Here is a 17,374-nt window from a genome sequence, read left to right as displayed (position 1 = left end):
AGGGGTGTTCCAGCTTGGCATCACCTGCATTCCGTCCAGCACCCCTCAACCGTCTTGGCGCTGCGCGCCAATCCACCTTCTCCCACAAGGGGAGAAGGGAAGACAAAACGGCGCCAGGCGATCTCTGTCTGCATTGTCGGGGGCAGTCATGCGTCTGAAGCGCCCTGCGTCCTTGACAGCGCGTGCCTCCAGGAACATGTGTCGGTCCACTTGAATTCGGGATTCTGAAATGACCAATCATTATGATGTGGTTGTGGTGGGCGGCGGTCATGCTGGTTGCGAGGCAGCCAGTGCCGCTGCGCGGGCTGGCGCCAGGACGGCGCTGGTGACGCTGCGCTTCGACACGATCGGCGTGATGTCTTGCAATCCGGCGATCGGCGGCCTCGGCAAGGGCCATCTGGTTCGCGAGATCGACGCCATGGACGGGCTGATGGGGCGCGTCGCGGATGCGGCCGGCATCCAGTTCCGCCTGCTCAACCGCCGCAAGGGGCCAGCGGTGCGTGGTCCGCGAACGCAGGCCGACCGAAAACTCTATCGCCTCGCCATGCAGGCGGCAATCCGCCAGCAGGCCGGCCTCGATGTCATCGAAGGCGAGGTGCTGGATTTCGAAATCAACAACGGGGAAATCGACGACGGACGCATCGCGGCGGTGCTATTGGCGGATGGGAGCAGGTTCGCCTGCGGCGCCGTGGTGCTGACGACCGGCACTTTTTTGCGCGGGCTGATCCATATCGGCGAAAAGAAGATCGTCGCCGGCCGCATGAACGAGCAGGCGAGCATCAGCCTGTCGGCGACGATGAGCCGCGCCGGCTTCAGGCTCGGGCGGCTGAAGACCGGCACGCCGCCGCGGCTGGACGGCAGGACGATCGATTGGGCGTCACTGGAGAGCCAGGCGGCGGACGAGGACCCCGTGCCGTTCTCGCTGCTGACCGATCGCATCGAAAATCCGCAGATCCATTGCGGCATTACCCGAACGACCAATGCAACGCACGAGCTGATTCGCGCCAATCTCGGCCGCTCGGCCATGTATTCGGGGTCGATCGAAGGCGTCGGGCCGCGTTATTGCCCGTCGATCGAAGACAAGATCGTCAAGTTCGGCGACCGCGAAGGCCACCAGATCTTTCTGGAGCCGGAAGGGCTGGACGACGACACGGTGTACCCGAACGGCATTTCGACCTCGCTGCCCGAGGATGTGCAACTCGACATCCTGAAGACCATTCCGGGGCTGGAGCGGGCAACCATGCTGCAGCCGGGCTATGCCATCGAGTATGACCATGTCGATCCACGCGAGCTCAAGCCAACGCTGGAAACCAGGCGGATCGCCGGCCTTTTCCTCGCCGGCCAGATCAACGGCACCACCGGCTACGAGGAGGCCGGCGCGCAAGGGCTGCTTGCCGGCTTGAATGCAGCGCGCAAGGCGTCGGCGAGCGAAGAAATCGTGCTGAGCCGCACCGAAGCCTATATCGGCGTGATGGTCGACGATTTGACCAGCCGCGGCATCGCCGAGCCGTACCGCATGTTCACCTCGCGGGCCGAGTTCCGGCTTTCGCTGCGAGCCGACAACGCCGATGAGCGGCTGACGCCACTGGCGATAAGGCTGGGGATTGCCTCGCCGGAGCGGATGCAGCGGTTCAACAATGGTATGCAAGACCTTGAGAAGGCGCGACAGCTCGCCCTCGGCACCACCATGACCCCCAATGAGGCAGCGCGCCATGGGCTCGAAATCAACCGGGACGGCGTCCGTCGCTCGGCCTATGAGTTGCTGGCCTATCCCGGCGTCGACATCGCTTGGCTGGCGCGGGTCGAGCCGGCTTTCGCGGCGATCGACAGCAAAACGGCCGAACGTCTTGAAACGGAAGCCAAATATTCTGTCTATCTCGACCGCCAGCAGGCCGATGTTTCGCAGATCAGGCATGAGGAGAGCAGGCTTATTCCCGAGTCGCTCGACTTTGCTTCTGTTCCCGGCCTGTCGAACGAGTTGAAGCAGAAGATGCTGGCACGCCAGCCGCGCTCGATTGCCGATGCGCAACGCATGGAAGGCATGACGCCGGCGGCGCTGGCGATTATTGTCGCCCATGTCCGCAATGCCGAGGCGGCCGCGCGAAAGCAGGTCGCGTGAGCGCTGCGTCCTGGGCAAACCTGCAGACGGCAGCGGGCCCGGTTTCACGTGAAACATTCGATCGCCTGGTCGAGTTCGAGGCCGTCTTCCAGAAATGGAACCGCCGGATCAATCTGGCCGCGCAATCGACGCAGGACGATGTCTGGCGCCGCCACATCCTCGACAGCGCGCAGCTGGCGCGAATCAAACCAGAGGCGAAGCGCTGGGTCGATCTCGGCTCCGGCGGTGGGTTTCCGGGCCTTGTGCTGGCCTTTTTGCTTGCCGAGCGGGACGGCGCCGGTATCGACCTGGTTGAAAGCAACCGGAAAAAAGCATCGTTCCTGCAAGCGGTCATCGGACAGTTCAGCCTGCCCGCCAAGGTTATCGCGCGCCGCATCGACGACAGCTATCCTCTTGTTCCAGCACCGCAAATCGTCACAGCCAGGGCACTCGCCTCGCTGCCGGCTTTGCTCAACCTGGCGGCACCGTGGCTGACCAAGGGGTCGCGCGGCCTGTTTCACAAAGGCCGGGATTACCGCGCCGAATTGGCAGAAAGCGCTCAACGATGGTCTTTCGATCTGGTAGAACATGCCAGTGCAACCGACGCGCAGGGCGTCATTCTCGAAGTATCCGACTTGCGACAGCACCCTGGCTTGTGACCGGCGACCCAAATGAATTTCTGGCATAGACCCATGATGAAGAACGGCCCCCGAATCATCACCGTCGCCAACCAGAAGGGCGGCGTCGGCAAGACGACGACGGCCATCAATCTGGCCACCGCGCTGGCGGCCATAGGCGAACAGGTGCTGATCGTCGATCTCGACCCGCAGGGCAATGCCAGCACCGGGCTTGGCATCGACCGGCGCGACCGCAGCGTCTCGTCCTATGATGTGCTGACCGGCGAGCTGGATCTCGAAGCGGCGGCGATCCCGACGGCGGTGCCTGGCCTGTCGATCGTACCGTCGACGCTCGACCTGCTCGGCATCGAGATGGAAATCGCCTCGGCGCCGGATCGGGTGCTGCGGCTGCGCAACGCGCTGCGGGCTTCGGCCGAGCGCTCGGCCAACTTCGGCTATGTGCTGATCGACTGCCCGCCGTCGCTCAACCTGCTGACACTGAATTCGATGGCTGCGGCCGATTCGGTGCTGGTGCCGCTGCAGTGCGAGTTCTTCGCGCTGGAGGGCCTGAGCCAGCTTTTGGAGACGGTCGAGCAGGTGCGCCGCTCGATCAACCCCGACCTGACGATCCAGGGCATCGTGCTGACCATGTTCGACGGGCGCAACAATCTCGCCAACCAGGTGGTGCAGGATGTGCGGGCGCATATGGGCGACAAGGTCTATGAAACCGTCATCCCGCGCAATGTCCGCGTTTCCGAGGCGCCGTCCTATGGCAAGCCGGCGATTCTCTACGACCTAAAATGCTCGGGCAGCCAGGCCTATCTGCAGCTTGCTTCGGAAGTCATCCGCCGCGAGCGCAAATTGCGTGCCGCTTAACCGTTGTAAACAATAAACCCGATTCGATACCGAAACGATCTGGACGGACGATGAACGAAGACCCTTCGAGAAAAAGACTGGGCCGGGGACTGGCGGCGCTGATCGGCGAAATCGATCGCCCGGCGGCACCGGAAAAGCCGGGCCTGGCGGCCGACGGCAAGGTGCCGATCGAGTTCCTCAGCCCTAACCCGAAAAACCCGCGCCGGCATTTTGGCGACGCCGACCTGACCGACCTCGCCCAGTCGATCCGCGAACATGGCGTGGTGCAGCCGGTGGTGGCGCGGCCGTCGAAAACCCAAACGGGCCGCTACGAGATCATCGCAGGCGAGCGTCGTTGGCGTGCGGCGCAACGCGCCGGGCTGACCGATATCCCGATCATCGTGCGCGACGTCAACGATCGCACGGCGCTCGAGCTGGCGATCATCGAAAACGTCCAGCGCACCGACCTCAACCCGGTTGAGGAGGCGCTGGGCTACCAGCAACTGATCGACGACCACGGCTATACCCAAGCCGATCTCGGCCAGGTGATCGGCAAGAGCCGCAGCCATGTCGCCAATACGCTGAGGCTGCTGAAGCTGCCCGACGTCATTCGCGACATGCTGGTCGACGGCGCGCTCTCGGCCGGCCACGCCCGTACCCTGGTGACGGCCGACGACCCGGCCGGACTTGCCAAGCGGATCATCGATGAGGGGCTTTCGGTGCGCCAGGCCGAGGCCTTGGCGCAGCTGCCGGTCGGCGCGCCGGCGGCAAAACGCCAGCCCGCCGCACCGCCGCAAAAGGATGCCGACACGCTGGCGCTGGAGCGGCTGATGACCAGCACGATCGGCATGATCGTCACGATCGAGCACAACCAGCGCGGCGGCGTAATCAGCGTCGCCTACCGGACACTGGAGCAGCTCGACGAGCTTTGCCGAAGGCTGAAGCGGGAGTAGGTAGGTTGCTAAAATTAGCCGGCAAATAACGTTTTGCTGCCGCGCGGTGATTGGCGAAATCGTCGAAGTAGTTAATCTCCCCCCTTGAGGGGGAGATGGCCGGCAGGCCAGAAGGGGTCGTCAAATTTCAAGCGCCCACGTCCTCTGTCTTCGCGGAAGGGGCTGGTGTTCTACGCGCTGTGACCCCCTCTGTCGCCTTTGGCGACATCTCCCCCTCAAGGGGGGAGATTAGGTGCGCTGCGCCAGCCTGGCACTCTCCACGGTAATGCCGAGCAGGGCCTGGCGTGCCAGCGCGACCGACAGATCCGGCCGCCGGCGTGTCTGCAGGATCGCCGTCTGCAGGCGGTTGAGGGCGCGGCCGAGCGCTTCGCTGCTCCACCGTTCGAGGGCTTTCTCGACCAGCTTGCGCCGCGAAAAAAAAACCGGCGGGCGCGCCGCGGCTACGACCGAAGCGGCATTGCGGCCGCCGGCGTCCATCTGGCCGCGCATCGCCTGGATCGCCTGCAACTGCCGCATCGCCGATGATAGTACCAGAAAGGGCTGGCCGCCGGACTGGCAATGGCGGGTGAAGGCGGTATCGAAGTCGGCGATCCTGCCTTCGAGCAGGGCGTCGACCGCCGCATCGAAGGAGAGGCCCGAGACATCGCCAGACGTCGCCTTGACGTCGTCGAGGCCGATTTCGGCCTGGCCATGCGCGTAAAGCACCAGCTTTTCGATCTCGCCGCGCGAGGCCAGCCGGTCGCCGCCGAGATTGCGGCGCAGCGCCTGCCGCGCCTCCAGTGTCATCGACATGCCGGCCTTGCGCAGTTCGTCGTCGATGACCGTATCGATATCCCTGGCCTCATCGGCATAGCAAGGCAATGCCATGGCATTGTCCGCCGCCTCCACCACGGCGCGCAGGCCGACACCCTTCTTCAAGTCGCCGGCCTCGATGAGAATGATCGCGTCCCGCGCGGGCTCCGACGTCAGCGCCTTGACGTCATCGGCAAGCGCCTTCTGAGCGCCGGCATTGCGCACCCATAGCAGGCGCCGCTCCGAAAACATCGGCACGGTGCGGGCCTCGTCGAGCAGGCGGCCCTCGTCGCGATCGACTTCCGATCCGTCCAGCCTGACGACCGAGAACGGATCGTCAAGCGGCAGGCCGGTCTTGCCGGCAAAGGCCTTTGCCCGCTCGGCAACCAGCCCGCGATCGGGACCGTAAAGCAGCACGATCGAGACGCGCGGATCCGGCTTCGCGAGCCATGCATCGACCTCGTATGCTTTCTTTTGTGCCATAGGCGCTGATTAGCATGACGCGGGCGCGGGGTGAACGGCGCCGCCCTCCTTTCCTTCTCCCCCTTGTGGGAGAAGGTGAATTGGCGCGTAGCTCCAAGACGGTTGAGGGGTGCCGGCCGGAGTGCTGTCGATGCCAAGCTGGAACACCCCTCATCCGACCGAGCTTCGCTCGGCCACCTTCTCCCACAAGGGGAGAAGGAGGTGCTCGCGCCGACCAACCCGACGCATTGCCTTATCTGGCGGGAAACCCGGCGCAATCATCTCCCAAATTGCGCGCCGATCCGGAAGATCGACAAGAAATTTCGCCGACATATCTCCATCCTGTCTGCCGCGGGCAGCAGCCAGCGGCAGCGAAGCCTCGCCCGACGAATTGGCACTGGTCTGGCGGTGTGCAAATATCCTAGCCGGGCAACAGTGGAGGACCGAGATCATGGCCGATGCCGGAATGCTGCGCTTCCATGTTCCGGAACCGGAAGTGCGGCCGGGCGGGACGCCGGATTTCTCCAATGTGAGCATTCCAAAAGCTGGCTCGGTGCCGCGCCCGAAGATCGACGTCGACCCGCGCGACATCCGCGATCTGGCGTTCTCGATCATTCGCGTGCTCAACCGCGCCGGCGAGGCTGTCGGGCCGTGGGCCGGCCTGCTTTCCGACGAGGAACTGCTGGAGGGGCTGCGCCATATGATGACGCTGCGCAGCTTCGATGCGCGCATGCAGATGGCGCAGCGCCAGGGCAAGACCTCTTTCTACATGCAGCATCTCGGCGAAGAGGCGGTGAGCTGCGCCTTCCGCAAGGCGCTGTCGCGGGGCGACATGAATTTTCCGACCTATCGGCAGGCAGGCCTGCTCATCGCCGACGGCTACCCGATGGTCACGATGATGAACCAGATCTATTCGAACGAGGCCGATCCGCTGAAAGGGCGGCAATTGCCGATCATGTATTCGTCGAAGGAGCACGGCTTCTTCTCGATCTCCGGCAATCTGGCGACGCAGTACATCCAGGCGGTCGGCTGGGCGATGGCCTCGGCGATCAGCAATGACCAGAAGATCGCCGCCGCCTGGATCGGCGACGGCTCGACTGCCGAGTCCGACTTCCATTCGGCGCTGGTGTTCGCCTCGACCTACAAGGCGCCGGTCGTGCTCAACGTCGTCAACAACCAGTGGGCGATCTCGACCTTCCAGGGCATCGCCCGCGGCGGTTCCGGCACGTTTGCCGCCCGTGGGCTCGGCTTCGGTATTCCGTCGCTGCGCGTCGACGGCAACGACTATCTCGCCGTCCATGCGGTGGCCAAATGGGCGGCGGAACGGGCGCGCAGCAATCTCGGGCCGACGCTGGTCGAATACGTCACTTACCGCGTCGGCGCCCATTCGAGCTCCGACGACCCGTCGGCCTACCGGCCGAAGGCCGAGTCCGATGCCTGGCCGCTCGGCGACCCGATCGTCAGGCTGAAGAACCATCTCATCCAGCGCGGCGTCTGGTCGGACGAACGCCACGCCCAGGCCGAGGCCGAAATCCTCGACACGGTGATTTCGGCGCAGCGGGAGGCCGAGCGCCATGGCACGCTGCATGCCGGCGGCAAGCCCTCGGCGCGCGACATGTTCGAGGGCGTCTATGCCGAGATGCCGCCGCATCTCAGGCGCCAGCGCCAACACGCAGGGGTCTGACCATGCCGCGGCGGACCATGATCGAGGCGATCCGCGACGCCATGGACGTGTCGATGGCGCGCGACGAGCGCGTCATCGTGTTCGGCGAGGATGTCGGCTTCTTCGGCGGCGTCTTCCGCTGCACCCAGGGCCTGCAGGCGAAATACGGCAAGAGCCGCTGCTTCGATGCGCCGATCAGCGAATCCGGCATTGTCGGCGCGGCTATCGGCATGGCCGCCTACGGGCTGAAGCCTTGCGTCGAGGTGCAGTTTGCCGACTATGTTTATCCGGCCTACGATCAGATCGTCTCGGAAGCGGCGCGGCTGCGCTACCGGTCGAACGGTGATTTCACCTGCCCGATCGTGGTCAGGATGCCGACCGGCGGCGGCATTTTTGGTGGCCAGACCCACAGCCAGAGCCCGGAGGCGCTGTTCACCCACGTCTCCGGCCTGAAAGTCGTGGTGCCCTCGAACCCGCATGACGCCAAGGGCCTTTTGATCGCGTCGATAGAGGATCCGGACCCGGTGATCTTCCTGGAACCGAAGCGGCTTTATAATGGCCCTTTCGACGGTCATCACGAGCGGCCGGTAACGCCATGGTCGAAACATGAGCTCGGCGAAGTCGCCGACGGCCATTACACGGTGCCGCTCGGCAAGGCGGTGATCCGACGGCCGGGTGCGGCAGTCACCGTGCTTGCCTATGGCACGATGGTCTATGTCGCCCAGGCGGCAGCCGAGGAGACCGGCATCGATGCCGAGATCATAGATCTGAGGACACTGCTGCCGCTCGATCTCGAGACGATCGTCGCCTCGGTCAACAAGACGGGGCGCTGCGTCATCGTGCACGAGGCGACGCTGACATCGGGGTTCGGCGCCGAACTTTCGGCGCTGGTTCAGGAGAGCTGCTTCTACCATCTGGAAGCGCCGGTGGCGCGGGTCACCGGCTGGGACACGCCCTATCCGCATGCGCAGGAGTGGGACTATTTTCCTGGTCCTGCCCGGCTAGGCCGCGCGCTCGTCGAAACGGTGGAAGCCTGAAGGGGGAACGATGGGCGAATATGTCATCAAGCTGCCCGATGTCGGCGAAGGCGTAGCCGAGGCCGAGCTCGTCGAATGGCAGGTCAAGGTCGGCGATCTCGTGCGCGAGGATGCCGTGCTGGCCGCTGTCATGACCGACAAGGCGACGGTCGAAATTCCTTCGCCCGTCGATGGCGAAATCGTCTGGTTGGGCGCCGAGATCGGCGACACGGTGGCGATCGGCTCGCCGATTGTCAGGTTGAAGGTGGCGGGCGAGGGCAATGTCAGGGATGCTGCGTCGCAGGCCACTGAGGCGGGCGCCAAGAATACCCCCACCGAGCGCAGTACCCCCACCCCTAACCCCTCCCCACAAGGGGGAGGGGGACGTGCCGCAACCTCCAAGGCCGAACCCGAGACCGCTCCACGATCATCTGAAAAAACACCAACGCATAAGGGACTAAGTGCGGCGGGTGGCGAATCCCCCTCTCCCTTGTGGGGAGGGGTTAGGGGTGGGGGTACTGCCGCCGGTGGGGGTACTGCGCGGACCTCCGGCGCGCCGCGTCCGGAGGGCGAAAAGCCACTGGCCTCACCGGCCGTCCGCTTGAGGGCGAAAGAGGCCGGCATCGACCTTCGGCAGGTCCCGGGAACCGGCCCGGCCGGCCGCATCCAGCATGAGGACATCGAGGCTTTCCTGGCGCGCGGACCTCTGCTCGCCAAGGTTTCCGGCCTTGCCCGCAACGAGGCGGTCGAGGACATCAAGATAGTCGGGCTCAGGCGAAAGATCGCCGAGAAGATGACGCTGGCCAAGTCGCGCATCCCGCATATCACCTATGTCGAGGAGATCGACGTCACCGCGCTCGAGGATTTGCGCGCCGCGCTCATCAAGGAGAAGCGGCCGGGCGGGAACAGGCCGAAGCTGACGCTGCTGCCGTTCTTGATGCGGGCGATGGTCAAGGCAATCGCCGACCAGCCCAATGTCAACGCACTGTTCGACGACGAAGCCGGCATCGTCCACCAGCATGGCGGCGTCCATATCGGCATCGCCGCGCAGACGGCTTCCGGGCTGATGGTGCCCGTGGTCAAGCACGCCGAGGCGCGCGACATCTGGGACTGTGCAGCCGAGGTTGTCAGGCTGGCCGAGGCAGCAAAATCCGGCACGGCGACGCGCGACGAACTCTCGGGATCGACCATCACCATCACTTCGCTGGGCGCCATGGGCGGCGTGGCGACGACGCCGGTGATCAATCATCCGGAAGTGGCGATCGTCGGCGTCAACAAGATGATGGTGCGGCCGGTATGGGACGGTACCCAGTTCATCCCGCGCAAGATGATGAACCTGTCCTCCAGCTTCGACCACCGCGTCATCGACGGCTGGGACGCGGCGGTGTTCATCCAGCGGATAAAGACGCTGCTGGAAACGCCGGCGCTGATTTTTGTGGATTGATGAGATGAACAGAGGATCGCAGGGGCGCGAGATGAGAGCAGTAGCGATCCTTCGCGCCCCCCTCTGCCCTACCGGGCATCTCCCCCTCAAGGGGGGAGATCGGCCGTCATCCCGCCTTTCGCCAATCTCCAGCTTTGCAGGACTAAGCCGAACGCGAAAGCTGCCAATCTCCCCCCTTGAGGGGGAGATGTCCGGCAGGACAGAGGGGGGTGCTGCCCCGCCGGCTCGTCGAACTAAGGTGCAATGATGAAGGAAATCTCCTGCAAGCTGCTGGTCATCGGCGCCGGTCCGGGCGGCTATGTCTGTGCCATCCGCGCCGGGCAGCTTGGCATCGACACAGTGATCGTCGAGGCAGGCAAACCGGGCGGCACTTGCCTCAATGTCGGCTGCATCCCGTCAAAGGCGCTGATCCATGCAGCCGAAGAGTTCGAAAAGCTCTCGCACATGGCCGGCGGCAAAAGTCCACTCGGCATAACGGTCGCGGCACCGTCGCTTGATCTCGCGGCGACCATTGCCTGGAAAGACGGCATCGTTAGCCGGCTGAACAACGGCGTCGCCGGCCTGCTGAAGAAAGCTGGCGTGAAGACGGTGCATGGCTGGGCGACATTTCGCGACGGCAAGACCGTTGCCGTCGAGACCGAGATCGGCATGCAGGTGATCCGAGCCGAAACTGTGGTGATAGCGACCGGCTCGGCGCCGGTAGATCTGCCATCGCTGCCGTTCGGCGGGCCGGTCATTTCGTCGACCGAGGCGCTGGCGCTGAGCGAAGTTCCGGAGAGGCTGGCGGTGGTCGGCGGCGGCTATATCGGGCTGGAACTCGGCATCGCCTTTGCCAAGCTGGGCGCCAAGGTGACCGTAGTCGAGGCGTTGCCGCGCGTGCTGGCGCAATATGATGCGGAACTGACCCGGCCGGTGGTGAAGCGGCTGGCCGAACTCGGCATCGAGGTGCTCGTGAACGCCAAGGCCAAGGGGCTGTCCACTAAGCGCGACGCGCTGCTGGTCGAGACGAATGGCGGCAAGAACGGCAAGATTGCCGGCGACATGGTGCTGGTCACGGTCGGTCGCAAGCCGGTGACCGAAGGCTGGGGGTTGGAGCAGATCGACCTCGACATGGCCGGATCCTTCATCCGCATCGACGACCAGTGCCGCAGCTCGATGCGTGGTATCTTTGCCATTGGCGACGTCACCGGCGAGCCGATGCTGGCGCACCGGGCCATGGCGCAAGGCGAAATGGTCGCCGAGATCGTCGCCGGCCACAAGCGCAGCTGGGACAGACGAGCGATCCCGGCTGTCTGTTTCACCGATCCGGAGCTGGTCACCGCAGGCCTGTCGCCGGAGGAGGCCAAGACCCGTGGCGAGATCAAGGTCGGACTGTTTCCCTTCATCGCCAATGGCCGGGCGATGACGAAGTTGGGCGAGGACGGATTCGTCCGGGTAGTGGCGCGGGCGGACAACCATCTGGTGCTTGGCATTCAAGCCGTCGGCCAGGGCGTGTCGGAGCTGTCCACTGCGTTTGGGCTGGCGCTGGAGATGGGTGCGACGCTGGAGGATATCGCCGGGACGATCCATGCCCATCCGACACAGGGCGAGGGTTTTCCGGAAGCGGCGCTGAAGGCGCTGGGGCGGGCGGTGCATGTCTGAGGGCTCGCGCTCTCCCCCCTTGAGGGGGAGATGGCCGGCAGGCCAGAGGGGGTCGGTTCGACTGGATGCGACCTCCCTTGCGACAGATGGAGGTTGGCGCTCTACGCGAGGCGACCCCCTCTGTCGCCTTCGGCGACATCTCCCCCTCGAGGGGGGAGATTACGCAGCTCACCCTGCAAGCCGGCTAACCATTTCGTGCTGCGCATAGGCGCGGCCGAAGCGGTTGGCTAGGAAGGCGTCGAGGGCGATGTCCTCCTGCTTGATGAAGCCCCTGGCCGGCAAGCTGCCGTCGGCCAGCATGTCGAGCACCGCGCAGATGGCGGAGGCGGTGGTGATCTGGATGGCGCTGCGCACCGTTTCGCCGACGCGCTTGGCGTAGATCTTGTTGGCGTAGGTCTCTTGCAGCAGGCGGCCGTTCTTGCGGCCGCTGACGGTGACGAAGACGATGACCACGTCCTGCAGCGTCGCCGGCAGGGCGCTTTCGAAAATGTCCTTCAGCACGTCGCGGCGGTGGCGCAGGCCGAGGTCGTTGAGCAGCGCCTTCATGATCGCGGCATGGCCGGGATAGCGGATGGTGCGGTAGTTCAGCGTCCGCACTCTGCCTTTCAGCGTTTCGGCCAGCGTGCCCAGCCCGCCCGAGGTGTTGAACGCCTCGTAGGTGACGCCGTCGAGCGAGAATTCTTCACGCTCCTCCAGCGGCGGCACTTCGACAAGCTCGCCTTCGACGATCGCTTCGCACGGCTCGCAATATTCGTTGATGACGCCGTCGGTGCTCCAGGTCAGATTGTAGTTCAGCGCATTCGACGGGTATTGCGGCAGCGCGCCGACCCGCATGCGCACGCTTTCCAGCGTGTCGAAGCGGCTGGCGAGATCGTTGGCAACGATCGAGATGAAGCCCGGCGCCAGCCCGCATTGCGGAATGAAGGCGCTGTTGCCGGAACGCGCCAGTTCCTTGACGCGCCTGGTGCTGACGACGTCCTCGGTCAGATCGAGATAATGCACGCCGGCACTGGCCGCCGCCTCGGCGATGCGCGTGGTCAGATGGAAGGGCGCGGCGCTGAGCACCGCGAACTTGCCGGCCAAGGCGGCTTCGAGCGTGCCGGCGGCTTCGATATCGAGTTCCAGCGTCTCGACCGTTTCAGACAGTTCGGCCGCGCCGAGCTGCGCCGCCGAGCGGTCGATGAGCGTGACATGGTAGTCGCCCGTGGAAGCCAGCATCTCGGCAATGGTCGAGCCGATCTTGCCGGCGCCGACGACGATGATTTCCTTCATGACCGGTCCCTCGCACCAATGCTAAATTCACGGTTAGAATCGCAGCTTGCCTGTCGAAAGGAAGCGTGAGATTGTACGAAACGCAGCCTCTCTTTGGGCAATGTGCCGGTAAGGTTCGTCGAAATGCTCAGCGATGCCGACCAGGCTCTGCTTTCCCTGCTGCGCACCAATGCGCGCGCCTCGACCGCCGAACTGGCGCGGCGGCTCGGCGTCTCACGAACAACGGTGCAAAGCCGGATCGAGCGGCTGGAACAGCGCGGCATCATCGCCGGCTACGGGGTCAGGCTGTTGCCGGATTACGAGCAGGGGCTGGTCAGGGCGCATGTCCTGCTCACCGTCACCCCCAAGCTTGCCGACAAGGTGGTGCGCAGCCTGCAGGCGCTGGCACCGGTTCGCACGCTGCACTCGGTCAGCGGCAATTTCGATATGATCGTCATCGTCGAGGCGCCGTCGATCAGGGATCTCGACACGCTTCTCGACCAGATCGGCGCCATGGACGGAGTCGAGCGCACGTCGTCGTCGATCATCCTGTCGACGCGGATCGACCGCTGAGCCGGCTGGTGTCGCGGGTCCAGACGCTGTCGGGACAGCGCCCCCCTCTCTGCCCTGCCGGGCATCTCCCCCTCCAGGGGGAGATTGGATGTCACCGCGGCTTTCGCCAATCTCCAAGGTGGCTGAATGGATGCTATCGGCGAAGCTGCCGATCTCCCCACTAGAGGGGGAGATGCCAAGTGATCGCAAAGAGGGCAGGACAGAGGGGGTCGCGAAGGATCACCAAGGGCGGTGATCGTTGTGGCGTTACCGCAGCAAAGCGATATAGGCTTTCAAAATGTGGATCGATGGCGTGCAGCCGCCCCCTATCTCTCGCAGCACCGCGCGTTCACCCAAAGAACCTAGACAGGAGGCCTCCTTGCCCAAGCAGTGTTTTGGAAAATCCCATGTGCCGTTGTCGCCGGCGGTCAGGGCCGGCGATTTCGTCTATGTCTCAGGCCAGGTGCCGGTCGGCACAGACGGGCTGGTGGTCAAGGGCGGCATCGCCGAACAGACCGAGCAGGTGCTGTCGAACGTCAAGGCGGCACTGGCGCTGGCCGGCTGTACCCTCGACGACGTAGTCAAGACGACGGTCTGGCTCGAAGACGCCCGCGATTTCGGCATTTTCAACACCGTCTATGCCAGGCATTTCCCGAAAGACCCGCCGGCGCGCACGACAGTGGAGTCGCGGCTGATGATCGACATCAAGATCGAGGTCGAGGCCGTTGCCTACAGGCCGGCCTGACGGGAAAGTGGAGACAGGCGCGATGCAATTCGATCTCCTGATAAAAGGCGGCCGCCTCATCGATCCGGCGTCCGGCCTCGACGCGCAGAGCGATCTGGCGATTGCCGACGGCCGTATCGCCGCGATCGACACCGAAATCCCCTTCGAACGTGCCGCCCGCGTCATCGATGCCACGGGCTCCATCGTCGCGCCGGGCCTGATCGACCTGCACAGCCATGTCTATTGGGGCGGCACGTCGCTCGGCGTCGATGCCGACCGGCTCGCCGCAAAGAGCGGCACCACCACCTTCATCGATGCCGGAAGTGCCGGCGCCGGCAATTTCCTCGGCTTTCGCCGCCACGTCATCGAGCGCTCGAAAGTCCGCATCCTGGCCTATGTCAACATTTCCTTTGCCGGCATATTCGGCTTCTCGCAGACCGTGGCGGTCGGCGAGTGTAGCGATCTCCGGCTCTGCGAACCGCGCGAGACGGTAGCGGCGGCTCGCGAGCACGCGGACGTGGTTGTCGGCGTCAAGGTCCGCTCGGGTCGCCATGCCGGCGGCACCAGCGGCATCGCGCCGGTCGATCTCGCGCTCGAAGCCGCCGACAAAGCCGGCCTGCCGCTGATGGCGCACATAGACGAGCCGCCGCCGGGCCGCTCGGAAGTGCTGCCGCGGCTGCGCAAGGGCGACATCCTCACCCACTGCTTCCGGCCGTTTCCCAACGCGCCGGTCTTCGCCTCGGGGGCGGTGCGGCCAGATATGCGGCTGGCGCGCGAGCGCGGCGTCATCTTCGACATCGGCCACGGCATGGGCTCGTTCGATTTCGAAGTGGCGAAAGCGATGCTCAGCGAGGGGCTGGCCCCGGACGTGATCAGCAGCGACGTGCATCTCTACTGCGTCGACGGGCCGGCCTTCGACATCCTGGTCTGCATGTCGAAGCTGCTGGCGCTCGGCATGCCGCTGGTCGAGGTGCTGCGCGCCGCCACGCAGCGCCCTGCCGAAGCGATCGCCAGGCCCGATCTCGGCAGGCTTGCGGTGGGTGCGGTCGGCGACATCGCGGTGTTGCGGCTGCGTCCGGGCCGCTTCACCTTTGTCGATTCGGTCGGCGCCTCGCTGGTCGCCGAGCAAAGGCTGGTCTCGGACGGAATCGTGGTCGGCGGCAGCTGGTGGCCGAACGAGGCGGTGGACGATCTCGGCGAGACCGAACGCTTCGAAGCGCATGCGCACGACACGCATGTCGAGGTGGCGAGCCGGCATTTCGGGCGTGGGTGATCTCCCCCCTTGAGGGGGAGATGTCGCCGAAGGCGACAGAGGGGGTCGGTTCGACCGGGCTCGTCTTCCTGCAACGGATGGAGGTTGGCGCTCGACGCGCGGCGCCCCCCTCTGGCCTGCCGGCCATCTCCCCCTCAAGGGGGGAGATCGGCCGTCACCGCCCCGGCGCTCCATAGACCGGCGTCGCAATGCCTTCCATGCGCGCCTTGATCTGCAGCGCGACGTACTTCGAATAGAAGCGCGACAGCGCCAGATTGCCGCCGTGGAACCACAGCGCTTCCTGTGCCGTCGGCTTCCACATGTTGCGCAATTCGCCTTGCCACGGACCCGGGTCGCCTTTCACGCCCGAGCCAATCCCCCAGCACGGGCCGACCTTGTCGGCGACTTCGCGCGAGACGATCGCCGCCACGGTTTCGTTCATCGAGAGATAGCCGGTGCAGGCGATGATTGCGTCGGCCGCCAGTTCGGTGCCGTCGTCGAAGAGGATGCCTGTCGGCGTCAGCGACTTGATCCCGACGCCGCTGCGGATGCCGATCTCGCCGTCAATGATCAGGTCGCAAGCGCCGACGTCGATGTAGAAGCCCGAGCCGGTGCGGTAGGCCTTCATCAAGAGCCCGGTCTCGTCGTCGCCGAAATCGATGGCGAAGCCGGCGCCGCGCAAGCGATCGTAGAAGGCCGCGTCGCGCGCCTTGATGATGTCGTAAAGCGCCCGCTGGCCTTGCGGCAGCAGCGCGAACGGCGTCGAGGCGACGATCATGTCCGCCTTTTCAGTGGTGATGCCGCGCGCCAGTGCCTTTTCCGAGAAGATCTCGAAGCCGATTTCCATCAGCGTGTCCGACTTGACCACCGTCGTCGGCGAGCGCTGGACCATGGTCACCTCAGCGCCGCTCTCCCAGAGATCGACGCTGACGTCATGGCCGGAACTTGCCGCGCCGATGACGGCGACCTTCTTGCCGCGGAATTTTTCGCCGCTGGAATACTGGCTGGAATGCAGGATTTCGCCGTCGAAGACCTCGGCGCCCGGCAGGTCGATGCGCCTGGGCGGGCCATAAGCACCGGTTGCAAAGACGATGTGCCTGGGCTTCAGCGTGATGCGCTCGCCGGCGCGATCGAGCTCGACCGTCCAGATTTTTTCGGCGTCGTCATAGGACGCGCTGACGCATGTCGTGGAGGTCCAGTAATTGAGCTCCATGACGCGCGTATACATCTCCAGCCAGTCACCCATCTTGTCCTTGGGCGTGAACACAGGCCAGTTCTCGGGAAACGGGATGTAGGGCAGATGGTCGTACCAGACCGGGTCGTGCAGCACGAGCGAGCGGTAGCGATTGCGCCAGGAATCGCCGGCCTGGGTGTTCTTCTCGATGACGATGGCCGGCACGCCCAATTGCCTGAGCCGCGCCCCCAGCATGATGCCGCCCTGGCCGCCGCCGATAACCAGGCAGTAGGGCTGTTGGCTAACGCCGAGGTCACGCGCCTCGCGGCGCCTCGCCTCCAGCCAGGTCTCGCGTTCCGGATCCGCCTTGTGGCGGACGCCCAGCGGCCGCGCCGGGCCCTTGCGCTCCTCCAACCCCTTGAGATCGCTCATCGCCGTAAACAGCGTCCGGCATTTGCCCTCCCTGAGGCGCATGACGCCTTGCCCCCACGCCGATGACGTCTCGAAGGCGAACCAGGCTTCGATCGTGCCCTCGTCCGAAGTCGCTTCGCCGCTGAGCTGCCACCGGGCAGGTTTTGTCGTTGCCAGCGTCGCCGCCAGCATGTCGCGGATCGCGGCGCGGCCCTCCATCGTCTTGATGTTCCAGGTGAAGGTCAGCAGATCGCGCCAGTAGCAGTCCTCGACGAACAAATTGGTTGCGGCCTCGACGTCGCCGGCCTCGAGTGCTCGCGCAAAAGAACCAAGCCAGGTGGCCGCCTGTTTCGTCGGTGCGATGTCGAGCATCTGTCTTCCCTAACTTCCAGTGACCTTTGCGCTGCCCTCATTCTTACCCTTTCCCGGTTCTTTGCGGGAGGGGGTAAGGGCCGTGCAGACAGTCCGG

General features: G+C 64.8%; 14 protein-coding genes. 11 read left to right on the top strand and 3 right to left on the bottom strand.

Annotated elements, in window-relative coordinates:
• The first annotated feature begins 229 nt into the window (after positions 1 to 229).
• From mnmG to NKI25_RS10160, 4 genes are read left to right on the top strand one after another with little or no spacing between them, the layout of a single operon-like run.
• Positions 230 to 2,119, top strand: coding sequence for a tRNA uridine-5-carboxymethylaminomethyl(34) synthesis enzyme MnmG (mnmG, locus tag NKI25_RS10175; RefSeq protein ID WP_352596224.1), 1,890 nt, complete (start codon positions 230 to 232; stop codon positions 2,117 to 2,119).
• Positions 2,116 to 2,757: a 16S rRNA (guanine(527)-N(7))-methyltransferase RsmG gene (rsmG, locus tag NKI25_RS10170; protein WP_023675929.1), complete on the top strand. Its 642-nt coding sequence runs from the start codon at positions 2,116 to 2,118 to the stop codon at positions 2,755 to 2,757. The genes mnmG and rsmG overlap by 4 nt, the downstream gene beginning before the upstream one ends.
• A gap of 33 nt (positions 2,758 to 2,790) precedes the next feature.
• Positions 2,791 to 3,591 carry a ParA family protein gene (locus NKI25_RS10165; protein ID WP_352636492.1) on the top strand — a complete coding sequence of 267 codons (801 nt, stop codon included), beginning with the start codon at positions 2,791 to 2,793 and terminating at the stop codon, positions 3,589 to 3,591.
• Positions 3,592 to 3,641: 50 nt separating this feature from the next.
• Positions 3,642 to 4,523: a ParB/RepB/Spo0J family partition protein gene (locus NKI25_RS10160; RefSeq protein WP_352570097.1), complete on the top strand. Its 882-nt coding sequence runs from the start codon at positions 3,642 to 3,644 to the stop codon at positions 4,521 to 4,523.
• A gap of 228 nt (positions 4,524 to 4,751) precedes the next feature.
• Here the strand turns inward: NKI25_RS10160 and holA are convergent, their stop codons facing one another.
• Positions 4,752 to 5,798 (bottom strand): DNA polymerase III subunit delta, encoded by a 1,047-nt coding sequence (holA, locus tag NKI25_RS10155; protein WP_023675932.1) that lies wholly within the window; start codon positions 5,796 to 5,798, stop codon positions 4,752 to 4,754.
• A gap of 430 nt (positions 5,799 to 6,228) precedes the next feature.
• Between holA and NKI25_RS10150 the strand changes: the two genes are divergently transcribed.
• The 4 genes from NKI25_RS10150 to lpdA all read left to right on the top strand — a co-directional run bounded on the left by NKI25_RS10150 (position 6,229) and on the right by lpdA (position 11,541).
• Complete coding sequence (locus NKI25_RS10150; protein WP_023675934.1) at positions 6,229 to 7,461, top strand: 3-methyl-2-oxobutanoate dehydrogenase (2-methylpropanoyl-transferring) subunit alpha; 1,233 nt, start codon at positions 6,229 to 6,231, stop codon at positions 7,459 to 7,461.
• A 2-nt stretch (positions 7,462 to 7,463) separates the two neighbouring features.
• Positions 7,464 to 8,477 (top strand): alpha-ketoacid dehydrogenase subunit beta, encoded by a 1,014-nt coding sequence (locus NKI25_RS10145; protein WP_023675935.1) that lies wholly within the window; start codon positions 7,464 to 7,466, stop codon positions 8,475 to 8,477.
• 10 nt (positions 8,478 to 8,487) lie between these two features.
• On the top strand, positions 8,488 to 9,900 hold the full coding sequence (locus NKI25_RS10140) for a dihydrolipoamide acetyltransferase family protein (protein WP_352998391.1): 1,413 nt from the start codon (positions 8,488 to 8,490) through the stop codon (positions 9,898 to 9,900).
• Positions 9,901 to 10,146: 246 nt separating this feature from the next.
• Entirely contained in the window at positions 10,147 to 11,541 is a 1,395-nt protein-coding gene (gene lpdA / locus NKI25_RS10135) for a dihydrolipoyl dehydrogenase (RefSeq protein ID WP_023675937.1), read from the top strand.
• A 168-nt stretch (positions 11,542 to 11,709) separates the two neighbouring features.
• Here the strand turns inward: lpdA and NKI25_RS10130 are convergent, their stop codons facing one another.
• Positions 11,710 to 12,813 carry a saccharopine dehydrogenase family protein gene (locus tag NKI25_RS10130; protein WP_023675938.1) on the bottom strand — a complete coding sequence of 368 codons (1,104 nt, stop codon included), beginning with the start codon at positions 12,811 to 12,813 and terminating at the stop codon, positions 11,710 to 11,712.
• Positions 12,814 to 12,936: 123 nt separating this feature from the next.
• On the opposite strand from NKI25_RS10130, the gene NKI25_RS10125 reads away from it, so the two are divergent.
• From NKI25_RS10125 to NKI25_RS10115, 3 genes are all read left to right on the top strand, one after another.
• Positions 12,937 to 13,365 (top strand): Lrp/AsnC family transcriptional regulator, encoded by a 429-nt coding sequence (locus NKI25_RS10125; protein ID WP_023675939.1) that lies wholly within the window; start codon positions 12,937 to 12,939, stop codon positions 13,363 to 13,365.
• Positions 13,366 to 13,723: 358 nt separating this feature from the next.
• Positions 13,724 to 14,089: a RidA family protein gene (locus NKI25_RS10120; RefSeq protein WP_023675940.1), complete on the top strand. Its 366-nt coding sequence runs from the start codon at positions 13,724 to 13,726 to the stop codon at positions 14,087 to 14,089.
• Positions 14,090 to 14,111: 22 nt separating this feature from the next.
• On the top strand, positions 14,112 to 15,341 hold the full coding sequence (locus NKI25_RS10115) for an amidohydrolase/deacetylase family metallohydrolase (RefSeq protein ID WP_352724407.1): 1,230 nt from the start codon (positions 14,112 to 14,114) through the stop codon (positions 15,339 to 15,341).
• Between the two features lie 154 nt (positions 15,342 to 15,495).
• Here the strand turns inward: NKI25_RS10115 and NKI25_RS10110 are convergent, their stop codons facing one another.
• Complete coding sequence (locus tag NKI25_RS10110; protein WP_352724406.1) at positions 15,496 to 17,277, bottom strand: NAD(P)-binding domain-containing protein; 1,782 nt, start codon at positions 17,275 to 17,277, stop codon at positions 15,496 to 15,498.
• Positions 17,278 to 17,374 lie beyond the last annotated feature (97 nt).

Origin of the sequence: Mesorhizobium sp. M0808 (genome assembly GCF_040320025.1) — a bacterium.
GTDB lineage: Bacteria > Pseudomonadota > Alphaproteobacteria > Rhizobiales > Rhizobiaceae > Mesorhizobium.
This window is presented reverse-complemented; position numbering and strand designations above follow the sequence as displayed.